Below are 21,266 nucleotides of genomic sequence, written 5' to 3'. Positions count from 1 at the left end.
TGTGTTCGTAAAAATGGAAATCTTATGAGCAACAAAAAAGTATGGTTTGTAACAGGCGCCTCCAAAGGACTGGGCCGTGTACTGGTAGAAAAACTGCTGGCCGCAGGTTATCAGGTGGCCGCCACCTCCCGCAACGCTGATGAACTCCGTAAAATAAGTGATGATAATAACTTCCTTCCTCTCACTGTTCAACTGGGTGATGAAGCAAATGTCGCCAAAGCAATCGCCGATACGGTATTGCGCTTTGGCCGCATCGATGTGGTAGTAAACAATGCCGGCTATGGCCAGATAGGCACGCTGGAAGAAACAACAGATGCTGAAGCCAGGGCCAGTTTTGAAATCAATGTTTTCGGTACACTCAACGTGATCCGGAAAGTAATGCCTTACTTCCGCGAACAAAAGTCAGGGCATATCTTCAACGTGTCTTCCATCGCAGGTTTCTTTGGCAATTTCCCGGGCTTTGGTATTTACACCGGCACCAAATTCGCCGTGAACGGTCTTTCCGAGTCACTGGCTGCAGAAGTAAAACCCTTCGGCGTACACGTGACCATCGTTTCTCCTGGTTATTTCCGGACCGAATTCCTGTCATCCGGCTCTCTGGCGGTGCCTGCACAGCCGATTGCAGATTATGAAGAAGTGAGGAAAATACAGGCGCAGCACCAGCATGAAATTCATCACAACCAGGCAGGTGATCCGGCCAAAGCAGCTGCTGCGTTTATTCAGGCCAGCGAAGCCGCACAACCGCCACTGAACCTGTTCCTGGGAGAAGATGCCTATCAGCTGGCATATGGCAAAATAGATGCTATAAAAGAAGACCTGGAAGCCTGGAAGGCTACCACCATTGCTACAGCATACTAACAGTAGCCTTAAAAGCTTACGTGGTGAGATACCACGTAAGCTTTTTATATTTAATCTGCCTTATTGATCACAATGAGATCATCCCCCCACACATTTGAAGAAGGATGCACACCGGCATAGCAATCTGTTTCAGAAACCATAGTCCTTCTTTAACAAAAAACAATCACAACAAACCCGCTTGTGAAGCGGATTTGTTGTGATTAAGGAGAAGCGCTTTTTATTTATCCGTAAGTGATCTTATTTCGTTTATACGTCCAAGTTACCATCTATCATACCTGTACGCAGCTGATGTTATTGATATAAATATCTCAGTGCTATAATATCATTGGCATTAAATGGACGGTTTACACCATTGCCGATACAAGACAGCATCCAGCTATTAGGATCAGCCGTTGTAGGAGTACCGGGGATATTAATTGCACCAACACCGGCTTGTCCTTCGTTGTAAGGAAAACCACCGCAGCTATAGGCACGATTAAAGTAGTCGGTATGTCTGAAACCGATAGTGTGGCCGATTTCATGCGCAATAACAGTAGCCAGATAATTCTGGTCGGGGCTACTTCCCAGTGCATTAGCATCAGAATTGAGTTTAATAGGGCTTGGAGGATTTCCGGTGCTGCAATCAGGGAATCCGGCAGATTGACCCAATGCGCCGGCACCCAGGCTGGCATACTGGATATCTATCATACCACCGCTGCTCACGCGTACGAAACTAATTCGCAGACCCAATGCATTGTAACGGGCAATCGCTATATCAGTAGCGCTTTCATAACCAGAAGGCAAACCAGTTACTGAAACAGTGAGCGTCCGTGGCAATCCGGTAATCAGACAAGTAGTTTGGAATTGCTCAGAATTAGCCACCCGTAAAACAGGTGAAGTGCTCTTTTGATTTAGTGAATTGTGAGACAAGAATATGTCACCTTCTACTACATAGCCGCCATCGACAGTTCTAATATTCCGGGTATCATATCCCAGACTGGCAATCTGGTTTTTTACCGCATCCGGAACACCTTGTTGTGCTTCTTTAATAGTCTGGTTATTATCTCTTTTGCAGGAATATGCAACTATGCAGAGAAAGGCAATCAATAATGATAGGCTTGCGGCCTGTTTAATAGTGATTTTCATTTGTTGTCAGGGGTTTTAGAAGGTTTAGATAAAACTTAAATGTCATAAAAAGTACGAAACTGGCTGACAGATTTGGGTTGCTATTCGTTGATTTTGGCTCTTGATTTGCGACTTCAGATAATTTTATAAGGGCTCTCGTAAAATGAAACTAAACAGTATCACTGTATTAAACCTGCAATGTGTAACTTTGATTTCTGTTATCATGCGTTCCTGTTCCGGTCATAAAACAACAAACCCGCTCATAAAGCGGGTTTGTTGCTTATTTCGTACTGTCATCACTGTTGTGATTAGCCACGGCAGTACTAGTAATGAGAAGGCCCATTATTATACTGTAACTGATGAAATGCCGTGTATACATGACAGTTACCCTATCATGCCTGCATTCGCCTGATATTATTGATACAAGTATCTCAGTGCTGTGATATCATTAGCATTGAACGGACGGTTTACACCGTTACCGATACAAGCCAGCATCCAGCTGTTAGGATCTGCAGCTGTAGGAGTACCAGGGATATTGATAGCACCCACACCGGCAGTTCCTTCATTACCGCCGATACCGCAGCTATAGGCGCGGTTGAAGTAGTCGGTATGTCTGAAGCCAATAGTGTGGCCGATCTCGTGAGCAATAACGGTAGCCAGATAGTTCTGGTTAGGGTTGCTGCCCAATGCATTAGCATCAGAGTTGAGCAAAATCGGGCTTGGAGGATTTCCAGTAGAGCAGTTAGGGAATCCGGCAGATTGACCCAATACGCCGGAGCCCAGGCTGGCATATCTGATATCTACCTGACCACCGCTGCTTACGCGTTGGAATTTCAACCGCAGACCCAGTGCATTGTAACGGGCAATGGCAATATCTGTAGCTGTACTATAAACTGCAGGCAGACCTGTTACAGAAACAGTAATTGTTTTAGGCAACGGTGTAATCAAACAAGTAGTTCTGTATTGCTCAGAATTAGCAACACGTAAAACTGGTGATGTGCTCTTGTAATTTAAAGATTCGTGAGTCAGAAAGATATCACCTTCTACTACGTAACCGCCTTCGACAGTTCTAACATTCCGGGTATCGTATCCCAGACTAGCGATCTGGTTTTTCACCGCATCAGGAAGACCTTGTTGTTCTTCTTTAACAACGGTCTGGTCATTATCTCTTTTGCAGGAGTATGCTACTACAGAGAGAAAGGCAACCAACAATGAAAGGCTTGCAGCCTGTTTAATTGTGATTTTCATTTGTTGTCAGGGTTTAAAGGGTTTGGGTAAACGCTTAAATGTTTCAAAAAGTCTGAAGCAGGTTGACAGATTTTGGTAGCTATTCGTAGATTTTGGCTATTGATTTTTTCAGCGACAGATTCTTTTATAAGGCTCTCATTAAAATGAAATTAAAAAGTGTCACTGCATTAAATTTGCAATGCATTATTTTTCCCAAAGTTTCATTCCTTCCCCTCCTCTAAAAATTTTTGCACGATAACTTCTGACATATATTTTATACAATAAGAAAAAGGATACTACGTACTTTTGCCTAAAAAAAATATGCGGCAGCATCATTACCATACAACCGTTGAGTGGACCGGTAACGAAGGCACAGGCACCTCCGCCTATGCGGCCTATGGACGGAATCATATGATACAGGCGGCTGGAAAGCCAGTCATTCCCGGCTCTTCAGATCCTTCTTTCAGAGGAGACAAAACACGCTATAATCCTGAAGAACTGCTGGTGGCCTCTCTTTCTTCCTGTCATATGCTCTGGTATCTGCATCTCTGTGCAGTAGGCGGCATTATTGTTACATCTTATATTGATCATGCAGAGGGAGTGATGACCGAAACGGCGGAAGGAAGTGGTCAGTTTAAACAGGTAATTCTGAAACCCGTTGTTACCATTACTGATCCGGCGCTGGCTGAGAGTGCCCGGGCACTGCATGAAGAAGCACATAAATACTGCTTTATTGCCAGGTCCTGTAACTTTCCGGTAACACATGAACCGGAATTGAGGATTGAGGCACAATAAACAGGTATTAGTTTGACGCGTTATCTCTTCTTTTTTGTTTGACGGCCGGGCGTTTTCAGCAATGCTGCCAGGGTGTCCTGCAAAATTTCTGTTAAACGGACAACCGCTGCAGAAGGCTTTTTCCGGTGTATCAGCAGGTAAACAGTTATTTCCGGTAATACAGGCAGCCCGCTTGATGCAGGCAGTGGTTTGCAGTCAGCTGGCAGTCCTATTTCCGTGCGGACGGTGATGCCCAGCCCTGCACGGGCGGCCGCCCACATACCAGCCACACTACTGGCTGTAAGCACCGGACGCCAGGACCTGCCCGCCTGCTCCAAAGCAGCAAGGCCCGCAGCCCTGAACAGGCAAGGCGGTTCAAACAATAATAAGGGTAAAGGAGATTGTTGGGCAATAGATCTGTTATGCCCGCCAATCCAGCGGAGTGGCACTTTTCCTATACTGATGGCCCCTTCGGGAACCTGTGTCCCAAAGCCTACTAGCACATCCAGTTTGCCGGACTGGAGTTTTTGTTGCAGCACTACCTGTTTATCAATAGTGACTTCTATCTGTACCTGCGGATGCTGCTCTGCGAAGCGCGCCAGTACCCGCGGCAAGCCACCCTCCGAAAAATCCGTCAGCATCCCCAGCCTGACAGGGCCTGAAATTTGTTTCCCCGACAACGCCTGTATAGCCTGATCGTTTATTTCCAATAGTTGCCTGGCATACCCCAGCAGCAGGTCACCACTGGCCGTCAGCTGCCAGCTACGCCCCTGTTTTACAATCAGCTGCCGGCCAACGATCTCCTCCAGCCGCTGCATCTGTAAACTCACAGCCGATTGTGAACGGGATACCTGGTCGGCGGCTTTTGCAAAACTCCCCAGATCTACTGCCAGCACAAAAGTACGGAGCAGGTCCAGGTCTAACAGGTCTGTAATCATACTTGAGTTTTATTAAAGTATCAGGTTAAATCTTTCAATTATACAAAAGTATGAAATAAGGGTATGTTTGCATCATCATAAAATATAACACCATGCAACACTTATCTTATCAGCTGTTTCCACCAGGCGACATGGAGCTCTTCTTCCTCAGCGATGGTCACCAGATAATAAATGGTGACAGCTTTTTCAGCCCCCGAACGGCAGGCTGCCCGCCAGAGTGGGTTTCCGAATATTTTCCTGGCGCATTCAGACTTAAGCGGCATCTTAATTTTAACAACGACGCAGAACAGGTGATAGCCCGATATTATCGGTAACATAACCGGACAAGGCTCTTCAAAAGCCTTGTCTTTTAATCGGATACATGCCGCTGCCAGCAAGCAATCCCAACCTTCCGTTGTGAGGAAATTGCGTAACTTAGCAGTAATCTATTCCGCTTCAGGGTGATACTTTTCTTTTATGAAGCAGCTTGTCATCCATCTCATTTTCTTACTCCTGATCCCGTCAATACTTGCGGCCCAAAAGGTTTTTATCATAAAAATTGACGGTAGTATCAATCCTGTATCTGCTGATTTTATCCATCACAGTATCAGCAAAGCCAGTGCTGAAAAGGCCACCTGTCTTGTTATCTACCTGAATACTCCGGGTGGTCTGCTGGAGTCCACACGACATATTGTACGTGATATGCTGGAAGCGCCGGTACCTATTGTAGTATATGTTGCGCCCAGTGGAGCACATGCCGGTTCTGCCGGCGTTTTTGTGACCATGGCCGCCCATATAGCCGCGATGGCGCCGGGAACCAATATCGGGGCTGCTCACCCTGTGACGCTGCAAGGCCAGATGGATTCCGTGATGAGTGAAAAAGCTACCAATGATGCTGCAGCATTCATCCGGTCCATCGCTACCAAACGGAGCCGAAACCTGCAATGGGCGGAAGAGTCTGTACGAAAGAGCCTGGCCATCACAGAAACGGAAGCGCTGGACAAAAAAGTGATAGACCTCGTGGCCGACAACCAGCAAGACCTGCTGGACCGTATCGACGGCAAAAGTATTACCACAGCGGATGGTGTGAAAGTACTGCATACCAGGCAGGCGCAAACACAAACACTGGAGATGGGGATGCTGGAGAAATTACTGGCAGCCCTCACCGACCCCAACCTGGCTTATATATTGCTGTTGCTCGGATTCTACGGAATATTGTTTGAACTGTACAATCCCGGCGCCATACTACCTGGCATCGTAGGAGTCATTGCTCTTATTATCGCCTTCTACTCATTACAGGCCCTGCCTATCAATTACGCCGGTCTGGCGCTGATCATATTCGCTATCATCCTTTTTGTACTGGACCTGAAAATCATGAGTCATGGTATGCTCACGATCGGCGGTATCGTTTCCCTATTGCTGGGCTCTATCATGCTGATACGCTCAGACAACACGCTGGAATCCGTCAGGATTTCTATCAGTGTGATCATTGCCGCGGTGACCGTCACCACCCTGTTTTTCCTGTTTGTAATAGGCGCCGGAATAAGGGCCCAGCGGCCCAAACCGGCTACCGGAGTTGAAGGTATGGTAGGCCAGACAGGAGAAGCACTGGATATGCTGAACCCATCCGGCAAAGTATTTGTACGCGGGGAAATATGGAAAGCAGAATCAGTGGAAGGGCTGATAGATCGTGGCGAAAAGATACGGGTCATAGCAGTGAACAATCTCAAATTACTGGTAGGACATCTTATTACCTCACCATAAAAAAACAAAGCTATGGTAACAACTTATTCTGTGTGGATGATCGTGGTGGTCCTCTTTGTGGTCATCCTGCTGGCCAATGCAATCCGGATTCTGCGCGAATATGAGCGTGGTGTTGTATTCCGTCTCGGGCGGCTGGTACCACCCGATGGTGTCCGGGGACCCGGTCTGATACTGCTGATCCCTATTATTGATAAGATGGTAAAGATCAGCCTGCGGACGGTGGTGATGGATGTGCCCTCCCAGGATATCATCACGCAGGACAACGTATCTGTTAAAGTCAATGCAGTAGTATACTTTCGCGTGATACAGCCCAACAAAGCCGTTGTAGAAGTGGAAAACCACCTGGTGGCCACTTCCCAGCTTTCACAGACTACCCTGCGTAGTGTACTGGGGCAGTCGGATCTCGACGATCTGCTCTCACAAAGGGAAAAGATCAACATGAAACTACAGCAGATCATCGACAACAATACAGAGCCATGGGGTATCAAGGTGTCTAATGTAGAAGTAAAGCAGATAGACCTGCCACAGGAAATGCAGCGTGCCATGGCTAAACAAGCCGAAGCTGAAAGAGAACGCCGTTCCAAAATCATAGCAGCGGAAGGTGAGTTCCAGGCCTCCCAACGGCTGTCTGATGCCGCCAAAGTACTGAGCGAACAACCCAGCGCCATTACGCTTCGTTATCTGCAAACACTCCGGGAAATCTCTACAGAGAAAAATTCTACCACCATCTTCCCTGTACCCATAGACCTGCTCAAACCCTTTTTAAATAAGGACTGATAGGTGATCCTGACAAATTTATTATATTAGCGGAACAGATCACTTTTCGAATGAACGAGATTAAATTAAGGAAGTTAACAGCAACAGATAACACCGAACTGGCCAGGATGGCCAATAACAAACTGATATGGAACAACCTCCGCGACAGGTTTCCACATCCCTATTCTCTGGAAGATGCAGATTTTTTTATCAATCTGGTAAAAGATGAAGAGCCCTGCTACAACTTTGCCATAGAATACAATGGTAAGCTGGCGGGCGTTATCACCCTCATGCCGCAGGAAGATGTTTACCGCCGGAATGCGGAAATCGGCTACTGGATAGGACAGGAATTCTGGGGTAAACAAATTATGACCCAGGCAATAGCATTGATAACCGATTATGGTTTTAAATCCTTACAGCTCAAACGGATATTTACAGGGATATTTGAATACAACCCTGCCTCCATGAGAGCATTGGAGAAAAACGGCTATGAAAAAGAAGGGATCGCCCAACAATCTATTTATAAAAACGGACAATACTGGAACGAGCATAAATATGCAAAATTAAACCCCGATCTGTAACCACCGTCTATCAAGTGTATGATACCCCACATCAATGAAGGTTCTGTTTTCGAATACAACAATGGCATCGTGAGTGCCAAAGAAACCACGTCTTACAACAACAGAGGCAAGTTCCTGGAAAGAATCAACTATCATCCCGATGGCACTGTTGATCAATGGTGGAGCTGGCAGTTCAATGAGCACAACTACATTATCGAATGGAACTACCACCACCCTGATGGCAAGCTAAACTACCAGGAAACCGCTACCTACAATGAGGCTCGCCAGCAAACGGAATTCATAGGCCGCGATCGCCGGCAAACCACCGCCTATGATGGACAGGGCCGCGAGGTTAAATTCTGTCTTTATCTGCCAGACGGCTCTCTTAACTACATACGCGAACGGGTATACGATGACAACGGAAATATGATACTGGAAAAATGGACCTGGGGCGTTCATAAAAAAACAGATATCACCACCTATACCTACAATGAACTTAACCAGTGTATAGAAGAAAAAGGTGATCCCGGTAACTTCATGATAACAAGCAGCAGAATGGTCTTTATTTATAATGAAGAAGGTTTAATAAAAGAAGAAATAGAATTTACCGCTGCCGGAGAGTTTGTAGGCCGCTATTTTTATGAGTATAATGAGTTCGGGGAGATAATTACAGAGCGATATGCGGCGGAGTAATACCCAGGTAATCACAGATCACCAGCAGTGCATAACCATAGGCGTATCCCATCGCAGGTTTCAGTCCCGAATATTGCCGTGATTGGAACATTCCCAAAAAACCGCTTGACCTTTTTCCTTTTTTAGATGGATCGTAGTTGAAGATAATATCTTCCAACATCTCATCTTATCGTGGTGCTGATGTAATGATCCTACTGCTGTCTCATTACTGTTACTTTTATTTATAATTTATTATATTAGTGATTAAGAATTGTTCGTGATGCTTAATAGAATTTTTTGCTTCACCAAAACTAAGAGATCAAAATCACACTCATTGTTATATGTACAAAAAAACTAACAAGTATTATACTGAGTATAAACTACTATCCACGTATCAACAAAATGTAAATATCCTTCCATTAACAAATGAGCCTTCATTCTCTTTAAATTTTTTCCGCATATTTGATAAATAATCTAAAGCTAACCCAGCAGTTGATAAGTTGGCATTATTGAATGAACCGTTGTTATAATCCTTCAAAATAAACCTTATGATGAGCCCTACGACTAATATTTTTTTAAGAATCTCTGAAGCTTTTAAAAGCTATATTCAAACTGGTATCGGAAAAGCCGCGACTTCTGAAGAAAAGGGAAGTATTTACAACATTAACCTCCTCAATGTTATCACGGGTATTCTGGTACTGACTATTGGATTTGGCTATTACACCATTGCCAGTAAGTCATATGTAATCATTCCGGTTATTATAGAAGGGATACTTTTCTGCTCGATGCCTTTGGTAAATAAATTTTGGTCTGTCAGACTGGCCAATAATATCACCTACTACCTGCATTGTATTTGCGCCTGTTACTTTGGTTGTATTCTCGGAATTGTTGTCGAAATACAACTGCTGATCGTTTTCTTCATTATGGCAGCATACCTTTTTACGCAGGAGCGCACTGACAGAATAATTTATATCAGCTGCTCCATCGGTGCCCTGGTAGCCATGGAGACCAATTACTACTATAACATCATTCCCTCATTGGAATTAACCAGGGACCAGAGCTTTATGTTTCGCTGGTCAGCCATATTCGGTATCCTTACCCTGATCATGATGGTTATCCGGTTCTACGACAAACGTAACACAGAATCCCAGCAGAAACTGGCCTTGGCAAACGAGGCTAAAACGGAGTTTGTCAGAACAATCAGTCATGAGATCCGTGTGCCGCTCAACTCCATCCTACAGGCTAGTACCATCCTGGAGCGGGAGGTAAAAAACAACCCTGAACTGGAGCATCTGTATCCTTTTATTAAGACTCTTTACTCTTCTGCTTTTCTTACGAAGAGTATTGTAAATAATGTACTCAGTCTGGCAGCCATAGAGGAAGGCAAATTGCATTCTATCGACAACAGGGAATTTAATCTCAAACGGACACTGGAGAATGTCATTGATATGAATCACAATGCCACATCCGCCAAGAGAGTAAATGTTAAGCAACTATATGATGACAATATGCCTGAGGTGATTCTGGGTGATGAATTAAAAATTACCCAGGTGTTTAATAATGTACTGATAAATGCCATAAAATACACCCATCCCAAAACCACTATTAAGGTTAGCATAAAACAGACAGAGGGACAATGGATGCTTTCCGTATGGGACAATGGTCCGGGTATGACGCCAGAACAAGTAGCAGCAATAGAACAGGAACAACCCTTTAATACAACTGCCTCTGATCTCAAAATTGAGGGTACCGGGCTTGGATTATTCATTGCCAGGAAACTAATCCGTCTGCTGAATGGCAGTTATAAAATTGAGAGCCGTCCGGGTTGGGGTACCAATTTTACAATATTCTTTCCATTGAGTATACCAACCAGCAAACAAGCTTCAAACGAAATAAAGCCTGTTGTACTTAACCTGTATGGATATCGTGCCCTGATAGTAGAGGATGATCCACTATCAACCATGTTGCTCAAATACTTCCTTGGCGGTTCAGGAGCCGATGTATATACTGCCAGTAATACCTCCGAAGGTATCATGAGTGCTAATAAATATAAGCCTCACATTATTCTGGTAGACGGCTGCATGCCCAAAGCTGGTGATGGGGAAAATACGATTAGAGCACTCCGCAGTAATCCCGCATTTGATAAAACAATGATTATAGGTGTTCCGGGAAATGCATTTGAACCGGATATAAACAGTTTATTAATTGCAGGAGCAAACGCCTGCTGCCCGAAACCAATATCTCACAAAGATCTCGAACGCATTCTATACACATTCACAGAAAGATATCAGGAAGCATAGATCGTTTACTCCTGCAGGCACTCTCATGATAGATTAATAATGCTGGTTGTTTGCTTAAACAAGGTACCTTTTAGTATCGTTGACATACCAGCTGTAATGTCCGCTGATTAATGTCCCTAGCTGATCAATAAATTTTGTGACAGTCTTCTGATAAATACCGAAATCGGGGAGGTTGTTGCTTAAATCACAGAATTCAGTTACATAATCATCATGAATTTTTATGGCCCGGAGATATGCATCCGTTGTTGTCAGCCCTTCCTGATGTTCCAATACAAGGATAAGATTCATCACATCTTTTCCTCTCTCCTTCCAGGTTGAAAAATAATCATTCGCTATGGCTACAATCCTACAGGTAAGACTCGCAATTCGCTGGATATCCGGATGATAAAAAATCTTATCAGGAAGTGCATGTCCACTCTGTATTTCAATTAAATCTATCAATGGAAATACCAGGACCGCCTTTTCCCGAATGGCCAGATAGTCATCCACTCCCGGGAAAATCATTTTGGCTTTGTAATAGTATTCCAGCTGCATACCTTCAAACCCGGCACTGATACTGTTGGTGTACCTGGTCATCCAGTACAGCGGCATGAACTCCAGCATTTCCTCCCGTTGTAATCTGAGCTGATTAAAAAGCTCGTTCTCATTTTCCCGGACGGCATGTCCTCTGAGAATACTGACTGCACGTTCGCGGATGCATTGCAATTCACTGATGCTGGCATCTTCGTACATGTCGTCATTGCTTAATCCCCATAACAGGAAGCGGCTTATAGGAATCAAACGATGAAAACTGGCATAAGGATACATGCGGGCTGCCATGTGACCAACATTGGTATCCCAGTACTTATACTTCTCCGACTTCTTCTTAAATTCATCCGGCATGTTTACGTAATCATTGAGCAGCCATTGTTTGGCCAACGTCTCTACTCTGCCGGCATAAGTGCTCTTTAAATCCGGAAATGGGTAGCTGAGAGAGGGTAATTTAATACCTCCCAAAGGTGACTTTTTCATAAAAAATTGATTTTTAACAGATTAAGAAATGTATTATTACACTATTAACATATTAAAAATTGCAATCTGTTATACCCATTACCTCATTTTTTTGTCCATTTTAGCTATTTTTTAATCTGGATATTATTTCAGGAAAGGTATCAGGACCATGATCTGACGAGGGATTCAGGCAAATAATTCATAGTATCAGACATTTCCAGCATTTTTGCACCCGGAAACAAACCTTGGCCCTCAAGGATATTTTTCATGATTTACCATTTCAAACCCACCATCCATGAGCCGGGAGCGATCATCAATCCCTATCAATACACTGGAAGCGGCTCCCGGAGCTGACATCGCTATCCGGCATCTGCTTGCCCCCAGCTCGGCCGACATTTACCAGCAACAAGCCCACCGCGACGATCACTATCTTTTTTTATGGGTAGAGAGAGGCAGCTGTCTTTTCATGATTGACTTTGAGACATTGCCGCTGAAAGCCGGAGAGATCATTTACGTATATCCGGGACAGGTACATGCTTGTATTGAGGCCGATCATGCGCAGGTGACGGCTTTATCTGTTACCCCACAGCTGATACATACTATCTATAGAAGCACTCTGGAAGCGGTAAATGGAATACAGCGCCCTCTCCTGCTGGATACGGCTGCTGCCGGCATACTCAGGAAAGGCTTGCTGCTGCTGGAACAACTACTGGAGCAACCCGCCCATACACCATTCCGGCAACAGGCATTAAGCGGCGGGACAGATATATGTATCGGGATTTTTGCAGCGGCCTTCAAAGACAGCCGGCACGAAGCCACCGGCAGCAGCCGGCCAGAGGCCATCATGCGCCAGTTCAGGACACTATTGGTAAATAACTACCTGTCTGTCAGAACACCTTCCGGCTATGCTGCAGCCATGCATATCTCTGTTTCTTATCTCAGCGAAACAGTAAAACAGCAATCCGGCTTTACTGTTAATCACTGGATACATCAGCAACTGATACTAGAGGCTAAGCGGCAGTTATACCATACCGACCGTACCATTAAAGAAATTGCACATGAGCTGGGCTTTGAGGATCACGCCTATTTCTCCCGTCTGTTCAGGAAAAAAACAGGACTGACGCCACAGCAGTTCCGTATCGAATGCCGAAAATAGTCCTAAGCATCCCTGGTTTTGTCCATTTCCCCTGAGGGCATGATACCCGAGCTTTGCGGGTAAATCATGAAACGATGGAACAACTGAAGGTAATAATTGCCGGGGCTGGTCTGAGTGGCCTTTGCCTGGCACAGGGACTAAGAAAAAGCGGTATTGACTGTTACGTGTATGAAAGAGATGCTGCTTTCGACAGCAGAACACAAGGCTACCGGATACGCATAGACGAAACAGGACAAAAGGCGCTCTCCTCCTGCCTCTCTCCTGCATTATATACTACGTTTGAAAAGAGTGCTGCCCAACCCGCCGGCGTATACACGCTGGATACAGGCATGCAGCCCCTTACAGACAAATGGGTAGATCAATGGATCATGGATGAACGGGAAATACCTGCCGATCTGAAAGCAGATCGGCATACTATGCGAAAGGTGCTGATCAAAGGAATAGAAGACTATGTATTTTTCGATAGTGATATCACCGGTTATACTGTTCTTCCTGATAACAGGGTAAAGTGCCTGTTCGCCAACGGTGATGCCCGTGAAGCCGATGTGCTGGTGATTGCGAATGGTGCTTCGTCTTCATTGATTGCTGGCTGTTTCCCGGGTACCATGCTGCGGGACACCGGTGGTGTTTGCATTTATGGCAGAGTGGCCTTGCGGGAGAAACAGCAGCTGTTGATAGGAGACATCATACGGCAAGGGACCAACGTTATCTTTGACGGGGATATGGCAGCCATTATAGACGTGATGCAGTTTGACCGTGCTTATAAAAATGCCGCCCTGCCGGAAGACTATATCTATTGGGCGTTGATCGGTAAACGGAGCAGCTTTGGATTAGAGAATGATCAATCCCTAAGGCTTGCACCGGAAATACTGGGAGACTGTGTCCGGGAAGGCACTAAACGATTCTCACCAAAACTAAATCCACTATTTGCCCAAACAGAAATCACTGCCATGTCTATTGTTCCGGTACGGCATTCTGTACAGGGGAAACGATTCAGCCTGTCCCCTGTTACTGTTATGGGAGATGCCATTCATACCATGAGTCCCGCAGCAGGCCTGGGAGCCAATACAGCCCTGCGTGATGCAGCATTATTGACGCACAGCCTGCAACAGGCCGCCAACGGGAATTTACAGCTAACAGAAGCAATAACCCACTATGAAAATCAGATGCTGGAATATAGCGCCGCTGCCATAGCGGCTTCTGAACGGGGAAGCAAATTACTGTACAACGCCGGAGAGTGAGGCAACCAAAGCCGCCATGGCTGCAGTGGCACTCCGCTCACACTTCGTAGCTTTACATACAGATTGGAGTCCGGACAATTCATTACTTCAAAACCTTTGTTGTATGAAAGCACTTTCCTGTATACTCATAGCGATATTGCTACTGAGTGCCACTCCTGCATCTGTAGAAAAAAAAGTAACAACTCGCCGAAGCAATGTCACTGTACGCGTCTGGTTTTTCCATCAAGGTGATGTTATTCCGCTTTGTAACCTGCCGGTATTCTGGCCTCGGGTCTACATATGGGGGGTGAGAACAATTGATATGAACTGTCCATCCTACTCCATTGTGGTGGATGTCGCCGAAGGTCAAACAATTTCTGCCGCTGCATCAATGTCTATTCCGACATATGTCGTCGCCAGCTATCCTCTTGTTGTAACTGCTGATATGATAGGAGCAGGCGCGATTGATTTGATTATTGACATATAATCCGTCGGTACCTATTCACTATTCATGTTGTCCGTCAGAAAATACTATTCACAACCTCAAAATATTTGTGATATGAAAACACTTACCTATATACTCATATCCCTATTGCTACTGAGTGCCACTCCCGCTTCTGTAGAAAAAAAAGCAAACGCTCAAGGCAATGTTACCATACACGTCTGGTATTTCCATCAAGGTGTCGTTGTCGGTATCTGTGACGTGCCGGTTTTCTGGCCCACGGTGGCCATATGGGGTGTTGAAACAGTTAATATCAACTGTCCATCCAGCTTTATTGTGGCGAATGTCACCGAAGGGCAAACACTTACGGCCAGTGTCTGGCTGAATTTTACAAATTATGTCACCAGCGACCCTCTTGTTGTAACCGCAGATATGATAGGAGCAGGCGCGATTGATTTGATTATTGAACAGTAATCAACCGATATCTATCTACTATTGGTGCTACTGTCAGAAAATAAAGTAAGGCGGAATCAGTATTCCGCCTTACTTTTTTTCTGATAGCCACTGTTGGTCTATTTGGCTGTATTGGTTAACTTACAGCCCTCTTAAACGTAAGATATAATGTTTACCCACCCGGATTTTCGCATGGAAAATATAACAGTACATGATCTCATCCAGATGATCGGACGTAAGAGTACAGATCCCGAATTCGTTCAATGGTATACTAGCCTGGGAATAGGGGCACCTCCCTCAGCCCTCAAAGATGGCGGCAAACTTTTCCAGGACAAGCAGCACCAGTTACAGATTGGTTTTGATTATGGGATCATAAATGATAGATTTTACCCACCTGTGATCTCAGATGAAGATTTTAATTATGATTGTTACTGTTCCCGGATAGAAGTATTCCAAATCAGTTATGGTGCTAATGAGGATGAATACCAGGACAGGAAGCCTGCAACATTCTGGCAGGATTTCATTCATCCCGGTAGTACCCTCGAAGAATGTATTGAATTTTTTGATGGGAATTATGGGAAGGACGGAGCTTTTCATTGTTACACGTTTCACAAAAAACTGAATGAAACCGTTGAACTGATCGTAAGTTTTACCAGTGACAATCGCAGGATCAGATGGATAGAGATATTCATTAGTGAGTGCACTGAAATTTTTGGATACCGGCAACTGAGCCTCGATTGGAAAAGCAAACTTTCGAACTGGAGAGGTATGGAACTGGAACTCCGAAGACTGCAACCCTATCTCCTGCTCATAAAATGGCTGTTTGATCAACGCTATCTGCTCCTACCGGAGGATGTATATCAGCAGCCCCTGGGCCTGGATGAACAAGCGTTACTGGATTTTACCAACAAATATTTAAATGGTCACCTTTGGAACAACCAGCTCGTTGATGTCCCTTATCTATATGATTTTTTATTCTCTGTAGCCCAATCCGGATACAACACTATAAAAACACCAGAAGGTAAAACGTGGGATATACACATCGACCACCTGTATATTAAAGCAGCCGAACTATGGGAAACCTATAAGAAACTGGAAAAAAATTACAAGGACCCGGAATGGAATACAAAAATGTATAATATAACGACGCTTCTTCACTTAGATGAAGAACAAAGTCTGACCATGCTTCGCATCTTTACTGAGGCCTTTGAAATTTTTAAAAGACACAGTATGGAACTAAGAAAATATTAATATAACTCAGACGTAAATGCAGCGGAAGTCTTCCGCTTTTTGATATACCGGCGCTAAGATACGCCCAAGGATACACTAACAAGGAATGCTGGTGTATCCTTTTTTGTATCCCTTCCGTGCTGAAATACCGCAAACACCACCCCATTGAGCTTATATTCCCATCTTTCCCTTATTTTAGCGGTTTGGCAGTGACGGGTAATCCCCTTTTACTGTAGCATCATAACCTATATCACGTATTTAGATCATTTTATTACATGGAAAAAACACGTAATCATCCGGCAGCATTGCCATTCCTCTTTCTATCCGAAATGTGGGAACGTTTTGGATTTTATCTGATCCTGGGCATTTTCCAGTTGTATCTGACTGACACGGCAAAAGGTGGCTGGGGCATGGACCGGGCCACTGCTGCGGATATCTTCGGCACTTTCATCGCTTTTGTATACCTGACCCCTTTTCTTGGAGGGCTGATAGCCGACCGTAAACTCGGCTACAGCAAGTCAATTATCATCGGCGGGATACTGATGGGCATCGGCTATATAGGCCTGTCGGTACACAACCTCACCGTTTTTTACCTGTCCCTTGCACTGATCTGTATTGGTAATGGCTTCTTTAAACCCAATATCTCCACGTTGCTGGGGAATGTATATAGTGATGACAAATACCGCAGCCGTAAGGATGTAGGATATAATATTTTTTACATGGGGATTAATATCGGCGCCTTTATATGCAACTTTTTTGCAGCCTTCCTGCGGAATACTGTCGGTTGGGGTGCTGCATTCATTGCCGCCGGTATAGGTATGTTCCTCGGAGTGTTAATTTTCATTATCGGGATGAAACACTACCGCCATGCTGATGTACGCAAACCTGTGCAGGAGGGCGACATGCCGTTAAGCAGGATTTTCTCTGTTGTATTTCTGCCCGCAATTGTAGTAGGACTGGGCGCCTGGTTTATTCCCGGCAACATCTTCGGGTCTGATTCCACTGATGCCTTCATTTTTGCCTGTATCCCGATATTACTGTTTTTTGTATCACTGCTGGTAAAGGCTGATGCAAAAGATCGTAAGCCGATGTCTGCCCTGCTCGCTATTTTTGCGGTATCCATTGTATTCTGGGCTGTATTCAAACAGAATGGCACCGCGCTGACAACCTGGGCCCAATACTATACTAACAGGGAGATCCCTGCCGCCATCCAGCAACCGGCCCAGCGCCTTTACCTGGTAGAAACAGTAGCGAACAAACCCGATTCCGTAACTGCCTATGATGATGAATTCAGGGTGGTACGTGACGCAGCTGGCAAACCCACGAAAGTATGGGACAAAGTAGTCTACTTCAAGAACGTGGCGCCAGAGAAAATGCCAGCTGAAGGACAAAGTATTGGTTTGTATAATACGGAGTTATTTCAGTCCATCAATCCTTTCTTTGTAATCACCCTCACACCGCTGGTGGTCCTCTTCTTCGCATTATTGCGCAAACGGAACAGGGAACCTTCCACCCCGTCAAAAATAGCGTGGGGCCTGCTGATATCGGCCTTATCCACCCTGATGATGGTGGGCGCGGTATATGTATGCAGCAATGGCGCGATAAAGGCATCACCCTGGTGGCTGATTGGCTGTTACGGTATTATAACGGTGGGAGAATTATTCCTGAGCCCTATGGGATTATCCCTGGTGTCCAAACTGAGCCCTGCCCGTCTTACCTCCCTGATGATGGGCGGCTGGTTCCTCGCCACATCTATAGGCAACAAACTATCTGGTATCCTCGCCACTTTATGGGATACCTATGACCACAAGGCCAATTATTTTCTGGTCAACTTCCTGTTGCTGGGAGGTGCAGCTGCGGTGATATTCCTGATGCTGCGCTGGCTGAACAGGATTTTCAACGAGTATGTGAAATAATCACGATGTTTTTCAATAAAAAAAAGCAAAGCGACGTTGAGTCGCTTTGCTTTTTTTATTGAAAAAATTATTGATATCATCACCATTTTATCCGCAGCTCAGAACGTCTGTTCTGCCTGTAATCTGCTTCCTTACATGGCACACCGTCCTTACAGCCATTCACAGGATTGCTTTCTCCTTTATTGCTGTAATAGAGCCGTTTCGGATCGATACCTTTATTAGCGAGGTAATCGATGACCGCATAACAACGTAATGCCGACAGGTCAGTGTTATACTGATCACTGCCACGGTTATCCGTAAAGGAAGAGATCACCACCTTCCAGTCAGGGTGACGTTTCAGTACCGCCGCCACCTGGTCCAGTATCCTGCGGGATTCAGTGAGTAGTGCTGTACTATTATAATCATACAGGAACTTCAGTTCCTCCAGTTTCTTTTTATCTTCTATCTCTTCCGGAGTATGTGTTTTTACAACAACCGGAGCTGGCTGCTCAGGTTTTACCGATGGTACGGTATGGTTATTGTCCGTGGCTGGCTGTGGTTCCTGATTACGATCTACCCTGGTGAAATAATTGGGATCTGAGAAGTAATAGACATCATCCCTGCCTAAGCCCCCCTGTCTGTTGGATGCCAGGTAACCTTCATAACCGTTGCGTTTCAATATCAGCCCCAGATCATCCGCGCCGGAGTTGAACGGCAACTTCATGTTCTCCGGTGCTTCCCAGGCCGACTTCGCCCCTCTTACACGGTAGATATCATAACCACCCATCCCCGCATGTCCCCTGCTGGAGAAGTAAAGAATACCCTCCTCGTTGACAGTGGGGAAGGTTTCTGCAGCCACCGTATTTATCTGATTGCCACAATTAACCGGCATGCCCCAGGTGCCATCTGCCTGCTTTTCTGAGTACCAGATATCTGTCTGGCCTTGTCCTCCCGGACGGTCAGATACAAAATACAGTATGTCACCACCGGAGCTCAGCACCGCATGACTGGAAGAGTATCCTTCTACATTGATGCCGGGCAATAGTACCGGGGTTTCCCATTTGCCGTTCTTTTTTACAGACTGATAAATCTGGAGCTGGCGAACACCATTCACAAGACCTTTACCGGTATAAGGCACTTCTTTGCCCTGTATGTTGATGGTAGCATAAAGGGTGTCTTCCGTGCTATTCAGACATACAGGCCCGATATTGTAGTCATATTTGCCCAACAGTGACGGTACCAGCTCTTCGAGATAGGCGTTGGAGTTATCGCCGGCATATTGCTGATAAACATATGCTTTGTAATAAGGCTGTTCCGTACGTTTATCGATCGGTGGTTTGGCCTGCGAGCCACTGGTCAGTGCCATCGAGCGGTAACCGTTTGACATCAGCAATAAACCTTTCTTTACCACTCCACTCACCACATCAGAGCCGGGGGTATTCAATTCTTTCACCGGCTTTAATTGCACCGGAGCTCCTTTTCCGATCCATACCATAGCACTGTCGCAGCCCCGCAACGCAGCAGCCTTTAACTGAAGACTATCTGCATTGGATGTGGTGAACAAAACATATTGCGCTTTGGCCGCCTCGTACTGCTCCAGTTGACGGAGCGCTTCTCCATATACAAAATAAGCGCCAGCAGGGCGGTCAGGGCGACTGGTAATCTCTTTGTATATATCAGTGGCTTCCTTATAATAACCGATCTCCTGAAAACTACGGGCCATTTTCATCAGCTGCTCTACCGGCATTTTGTCCCCTTTCTGGCGGGCAATCCGGTTGTAGAGCGCCCCAGCCATTGCATACTCCTGTCTTGCATAAGCTGCTTCTGCCAACTGCAATACGCTTTTCTGTTCCTGGCCATACAGATTGGCGGCAGACAAAAACATCAGCGGAATGATCATTCTGGTACAACGTATCATACGGGTAGTAACTAAGATTTAAAAATACCGTGGGTTCTTTACAGTATAATTTTTTGAAGGAATCAAAAAGCCAAGTGATATTTCATGCGATCCTCCCTGATAACCGGCCATTTTATTGATGGTCAGATCATAAGCATAACCGATACGCAACTTCTCTGTGGCATAAAATTCCACCATCACGCTGGCTGCATCCAGTTCACTCAGGTCTTTCTGCAGATTGGTTTTTCTCCATATACCGACACCGGTACGATAAGACGCCCCTACCCACAACTTCTCTCCAATCAACAGGAAGGCGTTAATGTCTACGTTGGTAGGCCCTTTAAAATCTTCTTTTATCAGGATGGATGGTTTCAGCTGCAGATTGTCTCCCAGCGGGAACATAGCACCGGTAGTAATATACAGGTGCTGTGTTTTGCGGATAGTGGAATAGTTATTCCCCTTCCAGTTGTAGCGCGAAGCATCGGTATACAGCGAAAACAGGTCCATAACGGAAGCACCGGCATAAAAGCGGGGTGTATAATAATAAATTCCAAAACGGGCATCCGGTACCCACACGCTCTTTTTACCCAGGGGTATGGCTACATCCTCATTATCGGTGTATCGCAGGGCGTTACCATCAATGGAATACTGGGTAACGCCAGCGCCTATACCAAAACAAAGCCGGCGTGTATTTTCATCATCCAGCGGAATGCGGTACGAATAAGAACCGTAGAGCGATAATGCATCCTGCGGCCCCGATTTATCAAACAACATTTGCACGCCCAAACCTACCTTGTTGTCGCTGGCAGGCGTCACCCCGTCGAGCGATATGCCGCCCGTACGGGGTGCTCCGGGGAATCCGGCCCACTGATGACGATAAATGGCATTCGCATACAAGTCTTCCTTATAACCAGCATACGCAGGGTTAATACTCAACCCGTTGAAGATGTACTGGCTGAACTGTATGTTCTGTTGTGCCACGCTGTGCATACCTATTGCCAGCAGCAAGACCATTATTCCCGCTCTGAGTACTGTTTGCATCTTTTACACT

At 45.5% G+C, this 21,266-nt stretch carries 21 protein-coding genes; 13 read left to right on the top strand and 8 right to left on the bottom strand.

Translation table 11 applies throughout. From position 1 onward, the window contains the following. Positions 1 to 24 precede the first annotated feature (24 nt). Positions 25 to 858 (top strand): oxidoreductase, encoded by an 834-nt coding sequence (locus DF182_RS28515; RefSeq protein ID WP_113619157.1) that lies wholly within the window; start codon positions 25 to 27, stop codon positions 856 to 858. A gap of 291 nt (positions 859 to 1,149) precedes the next feature. Here the strand turns inward: DF182_RS28515 and DF182_RS28510 are convergent, their stop codons facing one another. Continuing rightward, the gene (locus DF182_RS28510; RefSeq protein ID WP_113619156.1) at positions 1,150 to 1,983 is read right to left on the bottom strand and encodes a M57 family metalloprotease; all 834 of its coding nucleotides are present in this window, start codon (positions 1,981 to 1,983) and stop codon (positions 1,150 to 1,152) included. Between the two features lie 393 nt (positions 1,984 to 2,376). Beyond that, on the bottom strand, positions 2,377 to 3,210 hold the full coding sequence (locus DF182_RS28505; RefSeq protein ID WP_113619155.1) for a M57 family metalloprotease: 834 nt from the start codon (positions 3,208 to 3,210) through the stop codon (positions 2,377 to 2,379). 300 nt (positions 3,211 to 3,510) lie between these two features. Between DF182_RS28505 and DF182_RS28500 the strand changes: the two genes are divergently transcribed. Continuing rightward, positions 3,511 to 3,984 (top strand): OsmC family protein, encoded by a 474-nt coding sequence (locus tag DF182_RS28500; RefSeq protein ID WP_113619154.1) that lies wholly within the window; start codon positions 3,511 to 3,513, stop codon positions 3,982 to 3,984. Between the two features lie 20 nt (positions 3,985 to 4,004). On the opposite strand, the gene DF182_RS28495 is transcribed toward DF182_RS28500, so the two are convergent. Continuing rightward, positions 4,005 to 4,901, bottom strand: coding sequence for a LysR substrate-binding domain-containing protein (locus DF182_RS28495; RefSeq protein ID WP_113619153.1), 897 nt, complete (start codon positions 4,899 to 4,901; stop codon positions 4,005 to 4,007). Between the two features lie 101 nt (positions 4,902 to 5,002). After that, complete coding sequence (locus DF182_RS32400; RefSeq protein WP_153260019.1) at positions 5,003 to 5,164, bottom strand: hypothetical protein; 162 nt, start codon at positions 5,162 to 5,164, stop codon at positions 5,003 to 5,005. A 193-nt stretch (positions 5,165 to 5,357) separates the two neighbouring features. Here DF182_RS32400 and DF182_RS28490 point away from each other — a divergent pair, with 193 nt between their 5' ends. Genes DF182_RS28490 through DF182_RS28475 form a run of 4 tightly spaced genes read left to right on the top strand, consistent with a single transcriptional unit; the run spans position 5,358 to position 8,653 of the window. Next, positions 5,358 to 6,644, top strand: coding sequence for an NfeD family protein (locus DF182_RS28490; protein ID WP_113619152.1), 1,287 nt, complete (start codon positions 5,358 to 5,360; stop codon positions 6,642 to 6,644). Between the two features lie 12 nt (positions 6,645 to 6,656). Further along, positions 6,657 to 7,421, top strand: a complete 765-nt coding sequence (locus DF182_RS28485) for a slipin family protein (protein ID WP_113619151.1) — start codon at positions 6,657 to 6,659, stop codon at positions 7,419 to 7,421. Between the two features lie 50 nt (positions 7,422 to 7,471). Further along, positions 7,472 to 7,981: a GNAT family N-acetyltransferase gene (locus DF182_RS28480; RefSeq protein WP_113619150.1), complete on the top strand. Its 510-nt coding sequence runs from the start codon at positions 7,472 to 7,474 to the stop codon at positions 7,979 to 7,981. 18 nt (positions 7,982 to 7,999) lie between these two features. Next, positions 8,000 to 8,653 (top strand): hypothetical protein, encoded by a 654-nt coding sequence (locus DF182_RS28475; RefSeq protein ID WP_113619149.1) that lies wholly within the window; start codon positions 8,000 to 8,002, stop codon positions 8,651 to 8,653. On the opposite strand, the gene DF182_RS28470 is transcribed toward DF182_RS28475, so the two are convergent. After that, on the bottom strand, positions 8,628 to 8,813 hold the full coding sequence (locus tag DF182_RS28470) for a hypothetical protein (protein ID WP_113619148.1): 186 nt from the start codon (positions 8,811 to 8,813) through the stop codon (positions 8,628 to 8,630). The two genes, DF182_RS28475 and DF182_RS28470, sit on opposite strands and share 26 nt — an antisense overlap. Before the next feature lie 367 nt (positions 8,814 to 9,180). Here DF182_RS28470 and DF182_RS28465 point away from each other — a divergent pair, with 367 nt between their 5' ends. Further along, positions 9,181 to 10,932: a hybrid sensor histidine kinase/response regulator gene (locus DF182_RS28465; RefSeq protein ID WP_113619147.1), complete on the top strand. Its 1,752-nt coding sequence runs from the start codon at positions 9,181 to 9,183 to the stop codon at positions 10,930 to 10,932. Positions 10,933 to 10,986: 54 nt separating this feature from the next. On the opposite strand, the gene DF182_RS28460 is transcribed toward DF182_RS28465, so the two are convergent. After that, the gene (locus tag DF182_RS28460; RefSeq protein ID WP_113619146.1) at positions 10,987 to 11,943 is read right to left on the bottom strand and encodes a terpene synthase family protein; all 957 of its coding nucleotides are present in this window, start codon (positions 11,941 to 11,943) and stop codon (positions 10,987 to 10,989) included. A gap of 274 nt (positions 11,944 to 12,217) precedes the next feature. Here DF182_RS28460 and DF182_RS28455 point away from each other — a divergent pair, with 274 nt between their 5' ends. From DF182_RS28455 to DF182_RS28430, 6 genes are all read left to right on the top strand, one after another. Further along, positions 12,218 to 13,078, top strand: a complete 861-nt coding sequence (locus tag DF182_RS28455) for an AraC family transcriptional regulator (protein ID WP_113619145.1) — start codon at positions 12,218 to 12,220, stop codon at positions 13,076 to 13,078. Between the two features lie 74 nt (positions 13,079 to 13,152). Further along, positions 13,153 to 14,319 carry an FAD-dependent oxidoreductase gene (locus DF182_RS28450; protein ID WP_113619144.1) on the top strand — a complete coding sequence of 389 codons (1,167 nt, stop codon included), beginning with the start codon at positions 13,153 to 13,155 and terminating at the stop codon, positions 14,317 to 14,319. A 103-nt stretch (positions 14,320 to 14,422) separates the two neighbouring features. After that, the gene (locus tag DF182_RS28445; RefSeq protein WP_113619143.1) at positions 14,423 to 14,785 is read left to right on the top strand and encodes a hypothetical protein; all 363 of its coding nucleotides are present in this window, start codon (positions 14,423 to 14,425) and stop codon (positions 14,783 to 14,785) included. Between the two features lie 72 nt (positions 14,786 to 14,857). Next, positions 14,858 to 15,214, top strand: coding sequence for a hypothetical protein (locus DF182_RS28440; protein ID WP_113619142.1), 357 nt, complete (start codon positions 14,858 to 14,860; stop codon positions 15,212 to 15,214). Positions 15,215 to 15,385: 171 nt separating this feature from the next. After that, positions 15,386 to 16,444 (top strand): hypothetical protein, encoded by a 1,059-nt coding sequence (locus tag DF182_RS28435; protein WP_147243572.1) that lies wholly within the window; start codon positions 15,386 to 15,388, stop codon positions 16,442 to 16,444. 254 nt (positions 16,445 to 16,698) lie between these two features. Beyond that, entirely contained in the window at positions 16,699 to 18,339 is a 1,641-nt protein-coding gene (locus tag DF182_RS28430) for a peptide MFS transporter (protein ID WP_113619140.1), read from the top strand. Between the two features lie 79 nt (positions 18,340 to 18,418). On the opposite strand, the gene DF182_RS28425 is transcribed toward DF182_RS28430, so the two are convergent. Together DF182_RS28425 and DF182_RS28420 are read right to left on the bottom strand one after the other, a co-directional pair. Continuing rightward, positions 18,419 to 20,236: an OmpA family protein gene (locus tag DF182_RS28425; protein ID WP_113619139.1), complete on the bottom strand. Its 1,818-nt coding sequence runs from the start codon at positions 20,234 to 20,236 to the stop codon at positions 18,419 to 18,421. Between the two features lie 18 nt (positions 20,237 to 20,254). Next, positions 20,255 to 21,256 (bottom strand): PorP/SprF family type IX secretion system membrane protein, encoded by a 1,002-nt coding sequence (locus DF182_RS28420; protein ID WP_113619138.1) that lies wholly within the window; start codon positions 21,254 to 21,256, stop codon positions 20,255 to 20,257. Positions 21,257 to 21,266 lie beyond the last annotated feature (10 nt).

Source organism: Chitinophaga flava (assembly GCF_003308995.1).
GTDB classification, from domain to species: Bacteria; Bacteroidota; Bacteroidia; order Chitinophagales; family Chitinophagaceae; genus Chitinophaga; species Chitinophaga flava.
Note: the sequence above shows the minus strand (reverse complement) of the source record. Positions and strands in the feature narration are given on the sequence as shown.